This is a genomic window from Mesorhizobium sp. WSM4836 (assembly GCF_055811815.1).
Window position 1 is genome coordinate 25,560 of record NZ_JBVVQF010000022.1, and the last position, 19,683, is coordinate 45,242.

Here is a 19,683-nt window from a genome sequence, read left to right on the forward strand (position 1 = left end):
GTCGCTTGATCGGGTCCCGCCGTCCTGCCAGTGCGGCGGGACTTTTTTGCTGCCGTAACACCCGACCGGCGCGGCGGTTCATCTTAACGCAGCAAGTCTCTCCACCGATCGGCCCGCCCGCGTGTTCCCCGCCTGATCTTAACGAGTTTCCTCACATCCCCCTTCGCCTCCTAGCCTGTCGGGTGGGGTAAATAAAGCGAAATCCGTGTTCGGAATGCAGCAGTGTGTTAACGTTGGCCAAATGTTTCGATAACCAATTTAACCAGTACAGAACGAGTGTCTGCCCCTCGCTTCGCAAGCAACACCAGATCCTATTTCTCGCCAAATCGGGTCATCCAGATCGCGTGTTCGAATAGCCGGATTTCGCGCAGTGTTTTGCTGTGCGCCGGACTTTTTCAATCTCGACCATTGGCCACGGCCAGCTGATGAGTTTGACCAGAGGCCAGCGGCCTTATGCAGCCCGTAATTTTCGCGCCAGCATCTTGACTGTAACTATCTCCCCGGCTGCAGTGCGAACTGGTTTCTCTCTCAGATCCAACACCTCAAATCCCGAAGCTCGTTTTGCAGTTTGCCCCGCAATCGGAAGATTTTCCCAATTTAGACCGTGTGCTCCGAACGTCTCGTATACGAGAAAACCACCTGTGCGAATTAGAGGGCAGACCCCCTCAATGATCTTGTCGGAAACGTAATGGACAACCAGCACGAGATCGAACGCCTCCCGGGAGAATGGCAAAGACTGTTCGGCGTCGACCAAGACTGACTGCAAGTTCCCTTGGCGTGGCATCAGGGTCCGCCAGCTTGCCATCGACTGGTCGAGTCTATGTTGATCTATATCAGCCGCCACGACCCGATTCCCCTGGGCGGCTAAGAACAATGAATGCCTACCAAATCCGGATGGGACATCTAGCACATCGAGCCCGCACGCCTTTGGCAAGCATCTGAGGCAGCTTCGGACGTATGGCGACAGATCTAGCTCGGTGGGGAATCGGGCGCGGCGATCAAGTTGTTCTGGCACCAAGTGGCTCTACGGGAACGCCGCAATGTGGGCACTATGCGCGAGCTTGCTTGAGGAGAAGAAGCCTCCACATTCGCCGCGGCGGCTGCAGTTGGAGCATTCGTCGAGGTACTCGTTTTTCCAGTCGCTAATAGATTGCCTAGCATACCGATGAATCGACGGATCAATCACGCACAGCTGATGATTGTACACTGAGACATTCATCTTGGCCGCCGCCAGAAACTGAACTGCAGACCGAAGCTCCTCCCGGTACTCGAAAGGGTCGATCCAGAGCTTGTCCATGTTTGCGCGGGTGAATCCGGTAATCTCCAATCCCATGAACGTGACGTGGTCAACGAACGTCAAGTTTCTGAAGATAAACTCCGAGAGCTCCAGCAGCCCTTGGCATGTCTGTTTATGCACGACAACACGTATTTCGACCTTCTGTCCAAGAGCTCCCAGGTTCAAAATGCCCTTAACGGTCTCGTCAAAAGCGCCCCTGGATTGAACGACATAGTCGTGGACCTCAGGATCAATCGAATAAAGAGGAATGCCCAGCGACAGCTGTCTGTGATCTAGCCTTGCATAGCGCGACGCAAACTCGAAATCTTGGAAGGCCCGACCGTTAGACAGAATGTGGACCGCCGTATCCGGGAGCAGCGTTTTGACTGCGGACAAGAGATCAAAAAAATCTTCCCCAAGCAGAGTTGGTTCGCCCCCGGTCAGGCCCAGAAATGGCGTGCTGGCCGGCAGAAGCGGCAGCAGTTGCTGCATCTCTACAGCGAGCCAGCTATCATCTATGTCTTTTGGGGGCTGCGAGCACATAAGGCAGTAGTGATTGCAGCGCTCCGTTAACAAGAAATAGTTCGCGCTAGCCGTCACCCGGAAGAGCACCCGGATCGCGTTCCGGCCGGGAACGAACCTTATTACGTCTCCATCGCCAAGATAGCCAAAATGGTCCGGCAGAACGATAAGGTGTTTGTCGCCAGCAATGTGCGCAGCTTCCGCCTTGTGAGCTTCGAAGGTGATAACCCATTCGAAACCTTCTATTGGGCTGCCGCCTGTGAAGAGGCAAGCGTCGTGCTCAGAGGCGATATGCCGCCCCGCCTTATCTGCGCCGATCAGCCGGAGTATAACGGGCCTAAGGCTCGCCGTTAGGTTGTCTGTCTTGGCGAAGCCGCTGAGCTGGAGCATCTTAGTTCGCCCACTGTAAGAACAACTCGCGCATCATTGGGCTGTCTTCCATCAGGCTGATGAGCCTCTTGAAAATCGTCATATTCCGATGACAGAAGGCGGACCTTGTCTTCAGCCCTACGAAGTCACGCTGTGTGGCCATGTGAAAGACGGGATCGGACCCGCAATAGGGCTCAAAGGCGCACTCCGAGCACATCGGGGCAGAGCCAGCAAAAGATTGCTCTATCGGGTCAAGTAGTGCGTCTGACGCGAAGATCTCATGGTAGCTGTTGTCATGGACGTTGCCGATACGGAACGTCTTGTCGCCCATCTCGGCTAGCATTCGAGCCTCGTCGGAGGCGTACACATCGCCATCGTAATTGTACACGACCGCCGAAATCCCGATTCCGGCTGGGCTCATCAAATCCACATACCCTGGCTCAAATGGGGTGAGCATTTTCGTCAGAATGGTTGACGCGTATAGCTCCTTGAAAGGCAAACCTCTCCGGTTCAGATCGATAATGTATTCCAGGCCATCGAAGTAGAAATCCAACCATCGGTCGACATCATAAGCCGCATACGATTTGGTTTTGACAGCGAAGCCGTATGGCGACAGGGGTCGAAGAAATATGCCCGGAAATTGCAGCCGTACGTATTCATCGATAATCTGACGGCCCATAGAGAGGCTCGTTTTGGTCGTCGTCATGAGGGCGCTAACCCGTTCGTGCCCGAGTACCTTCCTCGCCTTCTCGATTCCGGCAACGGCTAATTCGTAGCTGTTCCTGCCAGGGCGTGGGCGGTTTGAGTTGTGAAGGTCAGCAGGTCCGTCCAATGACGTTGAAATGAGAATGTCGTGTAAGCTGCAGAACTCGAGAATCGCGTCATCGACGACGGCGAGGTTTGTCGTGATTACGAACTGCAGGTCCCTTTGCTCCGATAAGTTGATCTGTTCCGCCCGTCCTACGACGTAACGGATCAACTCAAAGTTCAGTAATGGCTCGCCCCCTTGAAACTCGATCTTAATGGAAGGGCTCGGCGAGCGAAAAACCAACGCCACGGCCTTTGCAGCGGTGTCCTCGGTCATGTCGAACGCGGAGCGGTCCTCGCTCTGCCTCGAAACTTGACAGTATGGACAGGAATGCTCGCAGCGAAGAGAGACCACCATGATATGGAGAGAGGTGAAGTTCTCTAACCGCTTTGCTTTGGTTCGAACCTTGTTGGCCAGCAGAGCTTTGCCGAGGTTCGATGAGGCGTCGAAGAGAAAGTGTCGGTGCCGAAGGCGCGAGTAGTAGGGGTCGGCGCTCGACAGCTTGTGTCGAATGAACGACGACAATATCGATCGTGGCAGAACCAGATATTCTCCCGCCTGATTGCTGAGCACGTAACGGTCGCCATCCAGCGGTGAAAAGCGAAAGAAGGCCAGTTGATACGTGGCTTCGACAGGTTTTCGAAACTCGGCAGGTGGAGCGAACTTAGTCAACGGATTGAAGGCCGGATTTAGAAAATGCCAAGGCAAGCACTGCGTTTCTGACGGAGGCTGTTTCGTCGGCCACCACCCCGCGCAGGTCCTGGTCTAGGACTTCAAGTCGAAGCGCTTCAATCGCGCGATCAGCCTGCTCACCCGAGACGGGCTTGCTGAAGTGAAGCACGCACTTGGCGAAGCCGTCCTCGATAGCAATATCCACTGACGAACCGCCGGTTACTCTATAGGCGGCACGCTTCACGCAATCCAACGTGAAGACCTTCAGATCGAATCGGAGTTCTGCGGAGTTGGCCGTCGCCACGGCTTCGGCGAGCATTTGCACTTAGCAATAGCTGTAGCCGGAACAGTGGGAAGCGTGGCTGGCGTGCGACGAATGGCTGGAATGGCTAGAATGATATGCCATCCTGACTTCGCTGCCGCTCGAACGGTCAAGGACCACTCCGAACCCGTCATTGCGAGGCGACGCGCCGGTTTCCGTGGCATTCGATGCAGGGGAATCTATTGAAACCGCCGCCTGTACCTGTGGCGTGCCCAAGATTATTGAAGCCGACAGAGCAACCGGCGACAGAAAACTGCGCTTTGACATTTAAGCCTCCCACCCATCCCCAGGTATCTGGACTTAAAGCACCCTGGCGCGGAACGCAAGTGATTCTGAGCGGCTTCAACTAAAAAGGGTTAGCATTCTCTTGACTATAACCGCGGCGGCCATTCACGACAGCGGTTTCCGATAGCAAAGTCAGTTGTTTAGCCTAGGACCAACAGTTTTTATTTCTTGCGGAGTGTACTTTTTCGCTCGATGGTGGCGAGCATTCCTTTGCCGATTTCGGGCTTGGGATGCGCGCTGCGAATTTGTTGGCGCGCCTATGTCATTAGCATTCTGGGATAGCGCGGAGATACCAAACCCCTCGCGAACTGCCTTGCAGCGGTCTCAAAGGAACTGTCCAAATGCGCCGTACTTTCCGGGGAATCTTGGCGACTATGTTGATTGCCTGTGGTGTCGCAGACGCTGCCGGCTATGCGCAGGCGCAAAATCCACTCACCATCACCGCACCAGTCTCCGGTCATACTGTTGATGGGGCGCTCTTTTTTTCGGGGACGGCTTTCGTCAACAGTATTACACGGCGCGGAACTATCCGCGGACAGACCAATACCGGGGTCGAATGCCGAGGGACGACTACTGTCAGCCTTACCTTTTCGCACGGAGAAGGAAGGATGGTTTGCGGACAATTCTCAACCCGATTCGTGTTCTCGCTGACCAGCAGACAACCCCCAACTGGCACAGGAACGGGAACCCTTTCCGATGGGCGCAAAGTGGTATTGAGAATAGGACAATGACCACAAACGGCACGACTTGTCTCGCTTCCGAAATGCAGCACGAGACAGGCGTGTTGATCCGCACGTGGAGCGACAAGCTGCCCGAAAACCTTTGTGAACAACTCTATCCCGACGCCGCTTGGCTCAGTCTGGCAAACTGAGGGCCACGCACGCATGACGATCTTCAAAGCTTCTGCCGCGGCTCTTGCTATCGTTGCCCTGGGGGTAGGCAGTGCCTCCGCACTTGACGGGGCACCGGCACCTATTGTCGAGAAGGGTATCGGTAAGGTGGCCGTTGACGGTGTCGGAATGTCGTTCGTCATGGGCAAGGCATACGATCCCAATGACGAATACGAAGACGATGAACCGAACTTTATCAGCGTCCGAAATACAAGCGTCTATGACGATCGCGGCAGGTCGCCGCCCCATGTCGCGTTCCCATGTCGTATGGACTCGCCGATATTCGCAGGAATTCCCAGAAACCGCGAGCGGGAACAGCCTGAGAACAGACTGCTACGCTTTTTGCAACTCAACGCTACGGTATCGGGCGGGACGACGTGTCACAAACGGCGCTTCCGAGCGTTCGAACCGTTGACGGAGAAGGCTTTGCAGGGATGCTGCGGGACGGCTCGGGATCAATGCAAGCGAATTTCAAGACCGGTGCCTTAAACCGCTCGGCCATCCCTCCAAGGTGATTTTTCAATCACTTAGGATATCGCGAGAGGAGCGGGTTCGAGCTGTCGGTACCGAATTGGTACCAAGACGTTCCCCGACCGGTTCGCGCTCCATTCCTGTAAAGCCGCATTCAACGCCAAGTCAACCGTGGCGGCCGCACCTTTCGGCGCGATTCAGGACGGTGAGGAGCGTCATGGCGAGCTGTGTTTTGTGCTGAGTGTCGAAAATCGTTTTTAAACCCGCACGGACTATTAATCGTTGTGGGCTGATATGTTGGGCGCATTAAGCCCATGCAAGTACATCGTATTCCGGAGTTGATTTTGGCCGTACTTGGCGCTCTCCCGCCCGGTCTTCGCTGTAGACCAATTAGCGAAACCGATTGGGAGGGAGTGGTCGATTGCCTGTGCAGGGGCTTTCCGGCGCGTAGCCGCAGTTACTGGATACACGCTCTGACCCGCTTGTCGCAGCGGCCTGTGGTTGCCGAGTTCCCACAATATGGTTTTGCTTTGGAGCACGCCGGTCAGATCGTCGGTGTTGTGCTCACACTTTACGCTCGCTACCAAGGGCCGGAGGGCGACGAAATCCGCTGTAATATTTCAAGCTGGACAGTCGACGCAGAATTCCGTCCGTATGGCGCCATGTTGGTCACGGCGGTTCTCAAGCGGAAGGACGTGACTTACACGAACATTTCGCCGGCACAAGCGACATTGAAAGCCAACCGGGCGCTCGGCTTTCGGCTCTTCTCCAGCGGACAATTTACCTTCTTGCCGGCTTTGAGTTCGGCGCAGCGGTCAAGTCGAGTGCGCGAAGTGCGTCCCGATCTTCCGGAATTGGCGATGCTGTCCGAGAGCGAGAGATACATACTCTCGGAACACGCCGCGCTGGGCTGCCTGTCTTGATCTGCATTTGCGACGGAGCAGCGTTCCCCCTGGTGTTGATGCCGCGCCGAATGTTGCACGGTGTTATCCGGTGCCATCAGGTTATCTATTGTCGCTCGCTCGCGGATTTGAGCCGTTGCGCCGGGGCCATAGGGCGCTTTCTTTTGCGGAGCGGAATCCTCCTTTGCTTTGTCGACGCCAAGGAGCCGATTCCAGATTTGGTGGGATGGTACCGGCCCAACAAGGGGCTGAAATATTTTAGGGGTCCCAGACCACCCGCACCTGGAGATCTGACGTTCACCGAGCTTGTGATCTTCGGTCCATGAATCTGCGCTCGCGGACAGGCCAAGCCAGGGGCAAAGCGCGCCACGAATGGCGTTGCTGACTTTCACGCCGAGCGGCGAGACGGTTCGCGCCACAATCTCGCCCGGTTCCGACCACAATCGGTTAATACGGTAATAAACAATTCCTGCGCACAAAAAGGATTGGGGTAGGGCGTCGCCGGCGTTTCTGGCGTGGGTGTTTTGGCACCGCTGACGTTCACGCTACGGTGCTTTCGTCGAGACTATAGGGGACAATCAAATATGCAGACCACGGCGCGCCCGCGTCTTCGTCGCGCTTCCGCTTTCGCGCTGTTTGCCTTATCGGCAGCCTTTCTTGCGGCGTGTGCCGCGCCGCAGCAAAAGGCGATGATCAACAAGAAACCTCGCTCCAAGGAATATTTTTCCGAAGCCGAGTATGGCGTGAAAGCCAGCCCGCGCGTGATGTTCAAGACGTCTCGGGGACGCGACCAGCTCGGCAAGCCCTATCAGGTGCGCGGCAAGTGGTATTATCCGAAGGAAGACAGACGTTACGCTAAGGTTGGCCTCGCGTCCTGGTACGGTGAGGCGTTCCACGGCCGGTTGACCGCCAACGGCGAAGTATACGACATGGCAGATCTGACGGCGGCGCATCCGACCATGCCGCTGCCGAGCTATGCGCGGGTCACCAATATGGAGACCGGCAGCTCGGTAATCGTGCGCGTCAACGATCGCGGGCCCTATCATGATGGACGCATCATCGATGTGTCGAAGCGCGCTGCTGAAATGCTCGACTATGCCAATATCGGTACGGCCGAGGTGAAGGTCGAATATGTCGGCCGTGCGCCGCTCGAAGGCAATGACGGGCAGTATCTTATGGCTTCGTATCGTCCGGGCAACAGGGCGCCGGATCCGTCGGACGGTCTGCCCAGCGGTGTCATGGTCGCAATGAATGGGCCGTCGCCAAGCCTGCCGGTGAGCGCTGCTGCCGTGCCGTTCCCCGGTCAGCTGACGAATTCCGGGCAGGTATCCGATTCAGGGCCTGTCATGGCGGTGCAAGCATCAGCCTCGGGAGACATTCTACTGCCCGATTTCGGCCCGATCGTGCCGGAGCGTCCGGAGATCAACCTGCCGGCGCAATCGCCGTTCACCGTGGCGTCGCTGTCTTATGCCGACGAGCGCGTGCAGCGCGCCTCGAACGCGTTTGCCGGGCTGGATGGCGCCGGCATGTCGCCCGCCGAAATTCTTCAATCGTGGAAGCAGCAAGTTCCTCCAGCCGGGTCCCCCACTGCCTATGTCGCGGCGGGTTCGTTCGAGAATGCCGCCGAAGCCGAGCAGGTGGCTGCCCAGCTTTCCAGCTTCGGCAAGACCGAGATCCAGCGCTCGGAACTTGACGGCAGTGACTGGTACTCGGTCAACCTCTATGCCGACGGCCGTGGCAGCCTGGACGAGATGCTGCAGGCAGCGTGGTCGCATGGTGCGCCGGATGCGCTTGCTGTACGCAACTGAGCTCGGGGCTGGTTTTTTCGTGCGCGATTGATCCGCCAGGCAAAAGCCTGATAGCTTCTGCCAACTTGCAAAGCGCCGTCTCACTGGTCGAACCTGATGAAATTTTTGCACCCTTTCACCGGGCTTATGGCGCTCGGCCTGCTGCTGCTCTCGCTTGCGCCGGCCTCAGCACAGCTTTTCGAGACCAAGGCCGCGCAGGCCTTCATGATCGATGCCGAAACCGGAACCGTGCTGTTTTCGAAGGACGCCGACAGGTTGATCCCGCCGGCCTCGCTGGCCAAGCTGATGACGATGGAAGTGGTGTTCGACGCCATCAAATCAGGGCGCATGACGCTCGAAGACACCTTCGTGGTCAGCGAGAACGCCTGGCGCAAAGGCGGCGCTCCTTCGGGGACATCGACCATGTTCGCCAAGCTCAAGTCGACGATCCGGCTTGAAGACCTGATCCAGGGCGTGACCGTGCAGGCGGCCAATGACGGCTGTATCGTCATCGCTGAAGGGATGGCCGGGTCCGAGGCAAACTTCGCGGCGCAGATGACCGAGCGTGCCCGCCAGATCGGCTTGCAGAAATCGACCTTCGTCAATTCCACCGGTCTGCCGGCCGATGGGCAGCAAACGAACGTTCGCGAACTCGCGCTTCTGGCCCTCCATATCTGGCGCAACTACCCGGATCTCTACCGCTATTACGGCCAGAAGGATTTCACCTGGAACAAGATTTCCCAGAGGAACCGCAATCCGCTGCTGGCCATGGATATAGGGGCCGACGGGCTCGCGGTCGGCGCCAGCGAGCAATCCGGCTTCGGCATCGTCGGCTCGGCCAGCCACAATGGCACAAGGGTGATCGCGGCGATGAGCGGCCTGGCAAACGACCACGAGCGTGCTGAGGAAGCGCGAAAGCTGCTCGACTGGGGCGTTCGCTCCTTCGAGAAGACTGAAATATTCGCCAAGGACGAAGTGGTTGGCGAAGCCCAGGTCTTTGGCGGCGCCAAGTCCGGTGTCGCGTTAAAGGCAAAAGGACCGGTGCAGATATTCCTGCCGATCACCAACCGCGACAAGCTCACCGCCAGGATCGTCTATGACGGACCGGTGGCAGCGCCGGTGGAGGAGGGGCAGCCGGTGGGTGCGCTGCGCGTCTGGATCGGCGATACGCTGAGCCAGGAAACGCCGCTGTTTGCCGCCGAGTCGATCGGTGTCGGTTCGCTGCCGCAGCGCGCGCTCGATGCCGCCAAGGAACTGGCCGTCGGCTGGCTGCGTTAGCACCGTCGCGGTGGACCTTTTTTCCCGCGGGGACTATACGGTCCCCGAAGTATGGACAAAGGCTTTGGCGCGCGGATTTTTCATCACTTTTGAAGGCGGCGAAGGAGCAGGCAAGTCGACGCAGATCGAGCGGCTGGCAAGGAAGATGCGCGCCAAGAAATACGATGTGCTGGTGACGCGTGAGCCGGGTGGCTCGCCCGGCGCGGAGGCGGTCAGGCATGTCCTGCTTTCAGGCGCAGCCGAGCCGTTCGGCCCCAAGATGGAAGCGCTGCTTTTCGCCGCTGCGCGTTCCGACCATGTCGAACAGGTCATCCGGCCGGCAGTCGAGCGCGGCTCAGTCGTGCTTTGCGACCGCTTCATGGATTCCTCGCGCGTCTACCAGGGCGTCACCGGCGGCCTCGACCCGGCATTCATGGACGCGTTGGAGAAGGTCGCCATCAACGGCATGGTGCCGGACATGACACTGATCTTCGACATCGACCCTGCCGAGGGCCTGAGGCGCGCTACCGCCAGGCGGGGCAGCAGTGACGGACCGGACCGCTTCGAGAAGGAAACATTGGCCATCCACCAACGCCGGCGCGAGGCGTTTCTCGCGATCGCCGCAGCTGAACCCGAACGCTGCGTCGTCGTCGATGCGTCAGCCGACCTAGATGCGGTGGAGGATGTCGTTACCGCCACGGTCTTCGCGGCTCTCGAGAGGATGATGCCGGCGCAAAGAAGGCAGGCGGCGCCGGCATGATTTTCGAACGCATCGCGCCCGAACAGCACGATACGCTGGACGGGGTGCCCGAGCCATCCGAAACGCCGCGTCTCGTCGGTCACCTGCAGGCGGCCAACATGCTCGCCGCCGCTTACCGCTCGAGAAAGCTGCCGCACGCACTGATCTTTGCAGGACCAGTTGGCATCGGCAAGGCGACACTGGCCTTTCACCTGGCGCATCATCTGTTGAAGCACCCGGCCTTCGCGCAGGCGCCGGAAAGCCTTGCCGTTCCAGATCCGGCTTCGTCGCTGTTTCGCCAGATCGCCACCGGGGCACATCCTTCAGTGCTGCATCTTACACGCCCCGCGAACGACAAGACCAAGAGCTTCAAGACAGTGGTCACGGTCGACGAAATCCGCAAGGTCAGCCGTTTTCTGTCGCTGACGTCGCACGACGGCAGCTACCGGGTGGTTATCGTCGATCCTGCCGACGACATGAACACCAATGCTGCCAATGCTTTGCTGAAGAATCTTGAAGAGCCGCCGGCGCGCACCTTGTTCATCCTCATCGTCCATGCGCCGGGCAGTCTGCTGCCGACGATCCGGTCGCGCTGTCAGATGGTGCGGTTGGCGCCGCTCGATGCCGAGAGCTTGATGACGGTTCTGGAGGGCATCGAGCCGCCGCCCCCGGAGGATCCTGCGGCGCGCGCGGCGCTGGCGCAGCGGGCAGGGGGCAGCGCGCGCAACGCGATCCTGTTGACGCAGTATGGCGGGCTTGAGATCGCCGCCACCCTCGACGCCCTGGTGATGTCCAACAAGATAGATGTCGCAGGCGCCTACCGTCTTGCCGAGGCGGTCGCCGGCCGCGACCAGGCGATCCCGTTCGAGATATTCAATCGCCGCGCGCTCGACCTGCTGTCGGCCGGCGCCAGCCAGGCCGCGCTGGCCGGCGACCTCGCGCAGGCCAAAACGCTGTCGGATACTTGGCACGAGGCTTTGAACGCTATATCTGAAACCGAGACCTACAATCTCGACAAAAAGCAGCACGCCCTGACCATGATCGACCGCCTGAATTCTGCAATGCGAATGTGACGGCCGCTGGCGTGGCTTTGAAGTCCCTTGAGCATTGATCCCAATCAATCGCAGGAACTTCGAAGCCACCACATTGGCGTCGGATGGCAATTGCCGTTTCGATGCGATATCTCACCGCGACATCTTTCATTCAGACATTCATGACGGCTCATCCATGGCACGCGAAAAATACTACGTCACGACGCCGATTTTCTATCCGAACGGCAAGCCGCATATCGGCCATGCCTACAATGTCATCGCCAGCGACACGCTGGCCCGCTTCCAGCGGCTCGACGGCAAGGACGTCTTCTTCGTCTCGGGAACCGACGAGCACGGTTTGAAGATGCAGCAGACGGCGGACGCCGAAGGCCTAACGCCGAAAGCGCTTGCCGATCGCAACTCGGCGATCTTCCGCTCGATGCTCGAAGCGACCGGTTGCTCGAACGACGTTTTCATACGCACCACCGAGGAGCGTCATTACAAGGCCTGCCAGGCGATCTGGACGCGTATGGCTGAGAATGGCGACATCTACCTCGACCGCTACAGCGGCTGGTATTCGGTGCGGCAGGAAGCCTATTTCGACGAGGCCGAAACCAAGGTCGGTGACGACGGCGTGCGCCGCGAACCGCTCGGCTCGCCTGTCGAATGGACCGAGGAAGAGAGCTATTTCTTCCGCCTTTCCGCCTATCAGGACAGACTGCTCGCGCTCTACGAGAACAGCCCCGAATTCGTCGGACCGGCGGAGCGGCGCAATGAAATCATCAGCTTTGTCAAATCCGGCCTGAAGGATCTGTCGATCTCGCGCACCACATTCAAATGGGGCGTGCCGGTGCCCGGCGATGAGAAGCATGTGATGTATGTCTGGGTCGATGCCCTAACCAACTACATCACCGCCGCCGGTTATCCGGATCCGGCTAATGAGAGATGGTCTTTCTGGCCAGCAAACGTCCACGTCATCGGCAAGGACATCATCCGCTTCCACGCGGTCTACTGGCCGGCATTCCTGATGTCGGCTGGCATCGAATTGCCGAAGCGCGTGTTCGCGCATGGTTTTCTGTTCAACCGTGGCGAGAAAATGTCGAAGTCGGTCGGCAATGTCGTCGATCCGTTCGCGATGATCGAGCACTACGGCCTTGACCAGGTGCGCTATTTCTTCATGCGCGAAGTGCCGTTCGGCCAGGACGGCAGCTACAGCCATGATGCCATCGTCAATCGCACCAATGCCGACCTCGCCAACGATCTCGGCAATCTGGCGCAGCGCTCGCTGTCGATGATAGCCAAGAACTGTGGCGGCGTGGTGCCCAAGCGCGGCGAATTGAGCAATGCGGACAAGGCGATCCTCGATCAGGCAGATACCGCCCTTGTCACGGCGCGCAGGACGATGGCCGACCAGGGTATTCATCTGGCTCTGGCGGCGATCTTTGGCGTGGTGGCCGAAGCCAACCGCTATTTCGCCGGGCAGGAGCCATGGGCGCTGAAGAAGACGGATCCAGCGCGCATGGAAACGGTGTTGTGGACGACCGCTGAGGCGATCCGGCGTGTCGCGATCCTTTGCCAGCCCGTGGTCCCGACTTCGGCGGCGAAGCTGCTCGACCTGCTGGCAGTGCCTCCAGACAGCCGCGACTTCGCGCATGTCGCCGAGGCTCACGCGCTGGTTTCAGGCACGGCTCTGCCGGCGCCGGAACCGGTATTTCCACGTTATGTCGAGCAAACGGATACAAGCGCCTGATGCTGGTCGACAGTCACTGCCATCTCGACTTTCCGGACTTCGCCGAGGAGCGGGCGGCCATCGTCGCCCGTGCCCTCGCGGCCGGCATCGGCCGAATGGTGACGATCTCAACGGGGGTAAAGCGATTTAACCAAGTCATTGAGATTGCAGAAACTTTTGATGAAGTCTATTGCTCTGTCGGTACTCATCCGCACAATGCGGCTGAAGAGCCTGATGTGACTGTCGATGACCTGGTGCGGCTCTCTACTCATCGCAAAGTGGTGGCGATCGGCGAGGCCGGGCTCGACTACTTCTACGATCATGCGCCGCGCGACGCACAGGCGCAGAGCTTTCGCACCCACATCGCCGCGGCGCGCGAGACCGGTCTGCCGCTGGTCATCCATTCGCGCGACGCCGACGATGACATGGCTGATATCCTCGAAGAAGAAACAGGGAAGGGCGCCTTCCCCTTCATCCTGCACTGTTTTTCGTCCGGACGCAGGCTAGCCGAGATTGGTGTGGCGCTCGGCGGCTACGTTTCGTTTTCCGGTATCCTGACCTTCAAGAACTCGGCCGAGCTGCGCGCCGTCGCCGCCGATGTGCCGCGCGACCGTCTGCTGGTCGAAACCGACGCGCCATATCTTGCGCCGATCCCGTTTCGCGGCAAGCGCAATGAGCCTTCCTACGTTGCGCATACAGCCAAGGTGCTGGCCGAGACGATCGGCGTCAGCGAGGCCGAGATCGCTGATATCACCACGGATAATTTCTTCCGGCTGTTCAGGAAAATGCCGCGCCCGAGCGCGCCGGGCCTCTGACGCATGAGCGACCGGCTGCGTCTTACCGTCCTCGGCTGCGGCTCATCGCCGGGCACGCCACGCATCACCGGCGACTGGGGCAATTGCGATCCCGCGAATCCCCGGAACCGGCGCACGCGCACCGCAGCGCTCGTCGAGCGGATCGCGGCGAATGGCGCCCGGACCACAGTCGTCATCGACACCGGCCCGGATTTCCGCGAGCAGATGCTGCTGGCATCGGTCAAGCGCATCGATGCGGTGGTCTATACACATCCGCATGCCGACCATATCCACGGTATAGACGATTTGCGCGGCTTCGTGCTCGAGCAGCGCCACCGGATCGACATCCATGCCGATCAGGCCACCATGCTGCGCCTACGCGAGGCGTTCCGCTACTGTTTCGAAACACCGAAGGGCAGTTCGTATCCGCCGATCGTCAACGCCCATATCATCGACCACGACAGGCCGGTGGTGATCGAAGGCGAGGGCGGCGCCCTCACCCTCGAACCGCTGCTGCAGCTCCATGGCGACATCACCTCGCTGGGTTTCCGCATCGGCGGGCTAGCTTATTGCCCTGACGTCAGCGACTTTCCGGAGGCGACCGCCAAGCGTTTGCGCAGGCTGGACATGCTGGTCATCGACGCGCTGCAATACACCGTCCATCCGAGCCATCTGTCGCTTGGCCAGGCGCTTGGCTGGATCGAAAGACTGGCGCCGAAGAACGCGGTGCTGACGCATATGCATGTGCCACTGGACTACGCTACGGTAATGGCCGAGACGCCTGATAACGTCGAGCCTGCTTATGACGGCATGACGATCGAAATCCCTTACGAATCAGCGTGAAGGACCAAGTTTTTACGGCTGGGTTCCCGGGTTGGATCTCGCGAGGTGCCATTTTCACGCCACATCCAATCGGCCATGACAGTTCCATAATCTATCTTATGCGACTTTCGGATCTGGCCTTGAGTGCTCAATGTGATCGGTAACATCGTACGGCAGGTTTTGGAGCATGGTGGCCGGACAAGTTTCTGTCCGCTGCTGAAGCAACGGCCAGGCGCGAAGATTCGCAACCGGCATGCTAGGGTTGCGAATCATGAAGCGACTTTGGCATTTTACAAGTTTTGTCCTAACTCTCGCCTGCGCGCTCGCCGACGCGCGAGCGCAGGACTTTGATCGTGCTGCAGGCGAGACCGACCTGGCTTTCGCGAAACGTGTTGTCGGGTTCACCGACAATGCTGATCCGCACACCACACCTGTGACCTGGAACGGCATTCAGACGCTCTTCGTCGATTATCAGACCGCAGAGGACTATCCGGAGCGCCCGCTCGTCGCGCTGCAACGGCTAGCTGACGACCGGTATCGCGCAATCCAGGTCACGGTCGGTGAACAAGAGGGCGACACACCGGACATAGCGCTCGGCCTGGCCAACGCCGACCACGACCCGGCAAAGGAACTGGTCGTGATACTTTCCTGGGCTCAGATGCACTACGATGTCGAAGGAACGCTCTACGAAGTTCGCATGTTCGATGGTCCCAAGCCGGGCCAGAAGGCGCTGACCCAATTGAAAGCGAGCCGGAAGTTCGATGCCACATGCGATTGCCATTGGCGCGACGGCACAAGGAAGCATTTCCGCTTTAAGACGATCGCGGCGGTCAAGGCTGAACTGACGCACCTGGGCTATTAGCCGCCGGCGAGGGCTCGCTTCCCGGATGTTGCCCTCGCCCCCTCGCCTATGCTGACCGGCAATCGTCACCAGCGCCAGCACAGGCACGGTCTGGGTCGCTCGTCAGAACTCCATATCACCGAAGTCCCCGCCACTATCGGAGTTGGAATTGCCTGCCTGATCGGCTTCGTCCGGCTGCGGGGTCGGCGGTTCGGCTGCCTTGGCTTCGCTGCCGCCAAACATGCCGGCGATCGCGTTGACGAGCAGCACGCCGCCGGCCACGCCCATCGCGGTCTGCGCGGCGCCGGCAAGAAAACCGCCGCCTGCCCGCTGTTGCGTGTCTTCCAGCCCTTCAGTTGCAACGGAGGCGGTGCGCCCCACCCGCGGAACCGAGCCTGAGCGCCTGCCGCCGCTGCGGCCGAACAAGCCGCTGAGCGGTCCACCGCCGGCCGGCTGCCGCGTCTGCTCTTCCAGTTCTTCGATGCGTGCCTGCGCTGCGCGCAGGGCCTGCTCCTGCACCACGATCGTCTGGGCCATGTAATATGGCGCCCCAGGCTGCTGGGTGATCTGGTCCTGGATGAAGCGCTCTGCTTCGGCATCGCGCGGCGGCGCCTGGCGCTCGACACTTGCCAACTTCTCGAAGAGCTGTCCGATCGCTTGCTGATCGTTTCTGTCCATGATGTCCAACTCCGGTCTTGGTCCAACGCCGGCTATTCGCGCTCGCCGGTGAAGTTCAACAGCAGTTGGAAGATGTTGATGAAATTCAGATAAAGCGAGAATGCACCGAAGACAGCGAGTTTCTGCTGCGATTCCGCACCGAAGTTTTCCGCATACTGTTCCTTGATAGTCTGGGTATCCCAGGCGGTGAGGCCGATGAAGACGGCGATGCCGATCACCGAGATCGCGAATTGGAGCGCGGTCGAGCCAAGGAAGATGTTGACGATGCTCGCGATCACCACGCCGATCAGGCCCATGATCAGGAACGACGAAAACTGCGTCAGGTCGCGTTTAGTCGTGTAGCCGTAAAGGCTGGTCGCGCCGAACATGGTGGCGGCGATGAAGAAGGTACGCGCGATGCTGGTGCCGGTGAAAACCAGGAACACCGAAGCCAGCGACAGGCCCATCACCGCACAGAACGCCCAGAACATCGCCTGAGCACCGGCTGCCGACATTGTCTGCATCCGGAACGAGAACAAGAGCACAAAGGCCAGAGGTGCCAGCATCACCACCCATTTCAGCGGTGTGGAGAAGATCGGCACGTAAAGAGCGGGCGTGGAAGCCACCACGAACGCGATCACGCCCGTAACGACGAGGCCAAGGCCCATATAGTTATAGACTCGCAGCATGTGCCGGCGCAGGCCTTCGTCGTAGACGGCTGCGGCTCGGCCTCCAGCCCCGATATATCCGAGATTGTTCATGTGGTTCTCCTTCTGGAAGGTCGATCAGTAAAGCGTTTTGGAGAGCACTTCGGCCGTGCGATCTATGCCTTGGATGTCGCTACTTGCGACGACCGCGTAGGCGACCTCGCCGATCTGGAAATAGGCCGAGGAAACTTCGCCCGAGGGAACGACAGTCGGCTTGACGACGTCGAATGTTCCGGGCCTGATCGCGAACAACGAGACCAGCCCCATCTCCTTCGTCTCGACAGCCATCTCGACACTCGGGCCGAACTGCGACGGGTAGATCTGCACGTCACGGACCGTCCAGTCCGCTGGCAGCGATGGCATGATGATCGCCGTCGCGGCGCGGATTTCGTCGGCATTGTAGTCGGGCGCTTCGGCTTGCGACGACATCGCCTCGCGCATGAGTGTCGTCCGGTGCGCCCGCACCGCCTCTTCCACATAGGCGGGCGGATGGGTCGAAGCGACGACTTCCGTCACCGATATCGGCCCGATGAGCACGTTCGCAAGCCAGCCGGCGGCGACGAAAACAGCGACCGCCGCCGCTCGCTGCAAAGCACCAAGGACGCGGCCGCGCGCCAATCCCCGCTCCAGCCGCCGCGCCGCATCGGCCGTCGCGGGCCGCGCCATGCCTTTCGATCCGGCAAGCGCCACGCGCAATTCGTCACGCATCCGCAGGTCGGACATTACCCGTGCGGCCGCTTCCGGGCGGGCCGAAAGGAACGCCTCGACCTCGATACGACGAGCCACGTCCAGCTGATCGTCGACATAGGCGTCGAGATCGGTGTCGGTCACGGGATCGCGCAGTTGATTCATGATCCACCTCCGACGATCTTCAGATGGCCTTTCGCGCATACCGGTGCCGCATCCTCCATCTCGCGCAGGGCCGCACGCGCCCTGCCGACGCGCGACATCAGCGTGCCAAGCGGCACGCCACTGACCTCGGCCGCCTCGCTGTAGCTAAGCCCCTCGATGGCGACGAGATGCAGCGCGCAACGTTGCTCTTCCGGCAACATAAAAAAAGCGTCGCGCACCTGCGTCAGACGGACCGAATGTTCCTGCGGAGCCTGGACATTCGCCTCGGCGAGATACCCGGCCTGTTCAATGCGCATTGCTTCGGATTTGCGGGACCGCAGGCCGTCGATGAATGCATTATGGACGATCGACAGCAGCCATACGCGAAGGTTTCCGCCGAAGCGGAAGCTGCCGCGTCGCTCATAGGCACGCACCAATGCATCATGCACCAGATCCTCTGCATCGGCGCTATCGCGTGTCAGCGAGCGTGCATAGCGGCGCAGCGAACCGAGCTGTCCCAGAACATCAAAGCGTGGCATCGGCCGTTTCATGCCCTGTTTACGGAGCCAGTCGGGATTTTAATCCCGTTCCTCCTCAATTTTTTCGTGCGCGGCTCGCTGCGGTCTGTTGGAAGATATCGCGCCTGCCTTCGCCGGCAGATAGTATCGGCCGTCCTTGAGGCAAACCGACGCCGAGTTGGCGCATATAAACCGCTGGCAAAGCACGGCCGGTTTGCGTATCACTCCGCCGCCAACGGAACCTTATCGATGTTCGAAAATCTCCAGTCAGCGCCCGCCGACAAGATTCTTGCCTTGATCGGCCTCTATCGTGCCGACCCACGTCCCGACAAGGTCGATGTTGGGGTCGGCGTCTATAGGGATCGCGACGGCAGGACGCCGGTGATGCGGGCGGTGCGCGAAGCCGAGAAGCGGCTGCTGCAAGGCCAGGATACCAAGACCTATCTCGGCCTTGCCGGCGATACCGCCTTCAACGCGGCGATGACCAAGTTGGTGTTCGGCCAAACCGCCGGCATGAGACGCATTCGTGCGGCGCAGGCGCCAGGCGGCTCAGGCGCTCTGAGGCTGGTGGCAGAGCTGCTGAAAAGGACCCGCGCCGACGCGACCGTCTGGCTGTCGGACCCGACATGGCCGAACCACATGCCGGTGATGCGCGCCGCTGGCCTGCAGATACGCGAATATCCCTATTTCGACGCTGCTTCTGGTGCGGTTCGCTTCGACGACATGCTGAATGCATTGAGAACTGCGAATCCCGGCGACGTCGTACTGTTGCATGGCTGTTGCCATAACCCGACGGGCGCCAATCTGGACATCTCGCAATGGGCTGCCGTTGCCGATCTTGTCGTTGAGCGCGGTCTGCTGCCCTTTGTCGACATTGCCTATCAGGGCTTTGGCGAGGGGCTTGATGCGGACGCCGCCGGCTTGCGCCTGCTGGCGGTGAAAGTTCCGGAAATGGTCGTTGCCTCGAGCTGCTCGAAGAATTTTGCCGTCTATCGCGACCGCGTCGGTGCAGCGCTGATCATGGCGAAAGACGGCGCGCAGGCGGATATGGCGATGGGCCAGATGCTGTCGGCGGCTCGCGCGATGTATTCGATGCCGCCGGACCACGGCGCTGCGGCGGTGCGCATCGTACTTGAAGACCCCGCATTGCGTTCCGACTGGGAGGCTGAGCTTGAAGAGATGCGGCTGCGTATGCTACGGCTGCGCGTCCAATTCGCCGAGGCGTTGCGCCGGCAGTCCAACTCCGACCGTTTCGATTTCGTCGCCAGCCATCGCGGCATGTTTTCCCGGCTTGGCCTATCGGAAGCGCAAGTCGAGCGGCTGCGCGCCGAGCATGCCATCTACATGGTCGGCGACAGCCGCATCAACGTTGCCGGCCTGCCCGAGGACGGCATGGATGCACTCGCCAAGGCGATCGTCTCCGTCCTCGACTGATAGTTTTGCTTGGCCATGA

The 19,683-nt window shown here is 59.7% G+C and carries 19 protein-coding genes; 11 read left to right on the top strand and 8 right to left on the bottom strand.

Translation table 11 applies throughout. The features are described from left to right. Positions 1-451: 451 nt before the first annotated feature. From AC0L2P_RS23540 to AC0L2P_RS23555, 4 genes are read right to left on the bottom strand one after another with little or no spacing between them, the layout of a single operon-like run. A complete protein-coding gene (locus tag AC0L2P_RS23540; protein ID WP_473504500.1) occupies positions 452-1,015 on the bottom strand; it encodes a class I SAM-dependent methyltransferase in 564 nt (187 codons plus the stop codon). A gap of 9 nt (positions 1,016-1,024) precedes the next feature. Then, positions 1,025-2,188 (bottom strand): His-Xaa-Ser system radical SAM maturase HxsC, encoded by a 1,164-nt coding sequence (gene hxsC, locus AC0L2P_RS23545; RefSeq protein WP_473504502.1) that lies wholly within the window; start codon positions 2,186-2,188, stop codon positions 1,025-1,027. Position 2,189: 1 nt separating this feature from the next. Next, a complete protein-coding gene (gene hxsB, locus AC0L2P_RS23550; RefSeq protein ID WP_473504504.1) occupies positions 2,190-3,683 on the bottom strand; it encodes a His-Xaa-Ser system radical SAM maturase HxsB in 1,494 nt (497 codons plus the stop codon). Beyond that, entirely contained in the window at positions 3,640-3,966 is a 327-nt protein-coding gene (locus AC0L2P_RS23555; RefSeq protein WP_376704475.1) for a hypothetical protein, read from the bottom strand. Before AC0L2P_RS23555 ends, hxsB begins: the two co-directional genes overlap by 44 nt. Before the next feature lie 1,015 nt (positions 3,967-4,981). On the opposite strand from AC0L2P_RS23555, the gene AC0L2P_RS23560 reads away from it, so the two are divergent. The 10 genes from AC0L2P_RS23560 (at position 4,982) to AC0L2P_RS23605 (ending at position 15,538) form a co-directional block, all read left to right on the top strand. Further along, positions 4,982-5,125: a hypothetical protein gene (locus tag AC0L2P_RS23560; RefSeq protein ID WP_473504506.1), complete on the top strand. Its 144-nt coding sequence runs from the start codon at positions 4,982-4,984 to the stop codon at positions 5,123-5,125. Positions 5,126-6,112: 987 nt separating this feature from the next. Next, positions 6,113-6,538 carry a hypothetical protein gene (locus tag AC0L2P_RS23565; protein ID WP_473504508.1) on the top strand — a complete coding sequence of 142 codons (426 nt, stop codon included), beginning with the start codon at positions 6,113-6,115 and terminating at the stop codon, positions 6,536-6,538. A 563-nt stretch (positions 6,539-7,101) separates the two neighbouring features. Beyond that, positions 7,102-8,325: a septal ring lytic transglycosylase RlpA family protein gene (locus tag AC0L2P_RS23570; RefSeq protein ID WP_473504510.1), complete on the top strand. Its 1,224-nt coding sequence runs from the start codon at positions 7,102-7,104 to the stop codon at positions 8,323-8,325. Positions 8,326-8,421: 96 nt separating this feature from the next. Continuing rightward, positions 8,422-9,582 (top strand): D-alanyl-D-alanine carboxypeptidase family protein, encoded by a 1,161-nt coding sequence (locus AC0L2P_RS23575; protein ID WP_473504512.1) that lies wholly within the window; start codon positions 8,422-8,424, stop codon positions 9,580-9,582. A gap of 64 nt (positions 9,583-9,646) precedes the next feature. Further along, positions 9,647-10,321, top strand: coding sequence for a dTMP kinase (tmk, locus tag AC0L2P_RS23580; RefSeq protein ID WP_473504514.1), 675 nt, complete (start codon positions 9,647-9,649; stop codon positions 10,319-10,321). Next, entirely contained in the window at positions 10,318-11,373 is a 1,056-nt protein-coding gene (locus tag AC0L2P_RS23585; RefSeq protein ID WP_473504516.1) for a DNA polymerase III subunit delta', read from the top strand. The genes tmk and AC0L2P_RS23585 overlap by 4 nt, the downstream gene beginning before the upstream one ends. 121 nt (positions 11,374-11,494) lie before the next feature. After that, positions 11,495-13,081: a methionine--tRNA ligase gene (gene metG / locus AC0L2P_RS23590; RefSeq protein ID WP_473504641.1), complete on the top strand. Its 1,587-nt coding sequence runs from the start codon at positions 11,495-11,497 to the stop codon at positions 13,079-13,081. Beyond that, on the top strand, positions 13,081-13,875 hold the full coding sequence (locus AC0L2P_RS23595; RefSeq protein WP_473504518.1) for a TatD family hydrolase: 795 nt from the start codon (positions 13,081-13,083) through the stop codon (positions 13,873-13,875). Before metG ends, AC0L2P_RS23595 begins: the two co-directional genes overlap by 1 nt. A 3-nt stretch (positions 13,876-13,878) precedes the next feature. Next, positions 13,879-14,697: an MBL fold metallo-hydrolase gene (locus tag AC0L2P_RS23600; RefSeq protein ID WP_473504520.1), complete on the top strand. Its 819-nt coding sequence runs from the start codon at positions 13,879-13,881 to the stop codon at positions 14,695-14,697. Positions 14,698-14,947: 250 nt separating this feature from the next. Next, complete coding sequence (locus tag AC0L2P_RS23605; RefSeq protein ID WP_473504522.1) at positions 14,948-15,538, top strand: hypothetical protein; 591 nt, start codon at positions 14,948-14,950, stop codon at positions 15,536-15,538. Between the two features lie 102 nt (positions 15,539-15,640). Here AC0L2P_RS23605 and AC0L2P_RS23610 read toward each other — a convergent pair whose 3' ends face one another. From AC0L2P_RS23610 to AC0L2P_RS23625, 4 genes are read right to left on the bottom strand one after another with little or no spacing between them, the layout of a single operon-like run. After that, complete coding sequence (locus AC0L2P_RS23610) at positions 15,641-16,195, bottom strand: DUF2076 domain-containing protein (RefSeq protein ID WP_473504524.1); 555 nt, start codon at positions 16,193-16,195, stop codon at positions 15,641-15,643. Between the two features lie 32 nt (positions 16,196-16,227). Next, positions 16,228-16,935, bottom strand: a complete 708-nt coding sequence (locus AC0L2P_RS23615) for a Bax inhibitor-1/YccA family protein (protein ID WP_473504526.1) — start codon at positions 16,933-16,935, stop codon at positions 16,228-16,230. Positions 16,936-16,959: 24 nt separating this feature from the next. Beyond that, positions 16,960-17,733 (bottom strand): anti-sigma factor family protein, encoded by a 774-nt coding sequence (locus AC0L2P_RS23620; RefSeq protein WP_473504528.1) that lies wholly within the window; start codon positions 17,731-17,733, stop codon positions 16,960-16,962. Then, positions 17,730-18,251, bottom strand: coding sequence for a sigma-70 family RNA polymerase sigma factor (locus AC0L2P_RS23625; protein WP_473504530.1), 522 nt, complete (start codon positions 18,249-18,251; stop codon positions 17,730-17,732). Before AC0L2P_RS23625 ends, AC0L2P_RS23620 begins: the two co-directional genes overlap by 4 nt. Before the next feature lie 228 nt (positions 18,252-18,479). On the opposite strand from AC0L2P_RS23625, the gene AC0L2P_RS23630 reads away from it, so the two are divergent. Next, positions 18,480-19,664 carry an amino acid aminotransferase gene (locus AC0L2P_RS23630; RefSeq protein WP_473504532.1) on the top strand — a complete coding sequence of 395 codons (1,185 nt, stop codon included), beginning with the start codon at positions 18,480-18,482 and terminating at the stop codon, positions 19,662-19,664. The last annotated feature ends 19 nt before the right edge of the window (positions 19,665-19,683 follow it).

Coding starts and splice junctions, on each gene's coding strand:
- AC0L2P_RS23605 (WP_473504522.1), top strand. CDS start 14,948: ATGAAGCGACTTTGGCATTTTACAAGTTTTGTCCTAACTCTCGCCTGC.
- AC0L2P_RS23600 (WP_473504520.1), top strand. CDS start 13,879: ATGAGCGACCGGCTGCGTCTTACCGTCCTCGGCTGCGGCTCATCGCCG.
- AC0L2P_RS23585 (WP_473504516.1), top strand. CDS start 10,318: ATGATTTTCGAACGCATCGCGCCCGAACAGCACGATACGCTGGACGGG.
- AC0L2P_RS23620 (WP_473504528.1), bottom strand. CDS start 17,733: ATGAATCAACTGCGCGATCCCGTGACCGACACCGATCTCGACGCCTAT.
- AC0L2P_RS23625 (WP_473504530.1), bottom strand. CDS start 18,251: ATGCCACGCTTTGATGTTCTGGGACAGCTCGGTTCGCTGCGCCGCTAT.
- AC0L2P_RS23615 (WP_473504526.1), bottom strand. CDS start 16,935: ATGAACAATCTCGGATATATCGGGGCTGGAGGCCGAGCCGCAGCCGTC.
- AC0L2P_RS23575 (WP_473504512.1), top strand. CDS start 8,422: ATGAAATTTTTGCACCCTTTCACCGGGCTTATGGCGCTCGGCCTGCTG.
- AC0L2P_RS23570 (WP_473504510.1), top strand. CDS start 7,102: ATGCAGACCACGGCGCGCCCGCGTCTTCGTCGCGCTTCCGCTTTCGCG.
- hxsC (WP_473504502.1), bottom strand. CDS start 2,188: ATGCTCCAGCTCAGCGGCTTCGCCAAGACAGACAACCTAACGGCGAGC.
- AC0L2P_RS23560 (WP_473504506.1), top strand. CDS start 4,982: ATGACCACAAACGGCACGACTTGTCTCGCTTCCGAAATGCAGCACGAG.
- AC0L2P_RS23610 (WP_473504524.1), bottom strand. CDS start 16,195: ATGGACAGAAACGATCAGCAAGCGATCGGACAGCTCTTCGAGAAGTTG.
- AC0L2P_RS23595 (WP_473504518.1), top strand. CDS start 13,081: ATGCTGGTCGACAGTCACTGCCATCTCGACTTTCCGGACTTCGCCGAG.
- AC0L2P_RS23555 (WP_376704475.1), bottom strand. CDS start 3,966: ATGCTCGCCGAAGCCGTGGCGACGGCCAACTCCGCAGAACTCCGATTC.
- AC0L2P_RS23630 (WP_473504532.1), top strand. CDS start 18,480: ATGTTCGAAAATCTCCAGTCAGCGCCCGCCGACAAGATTCTTGCCTTG.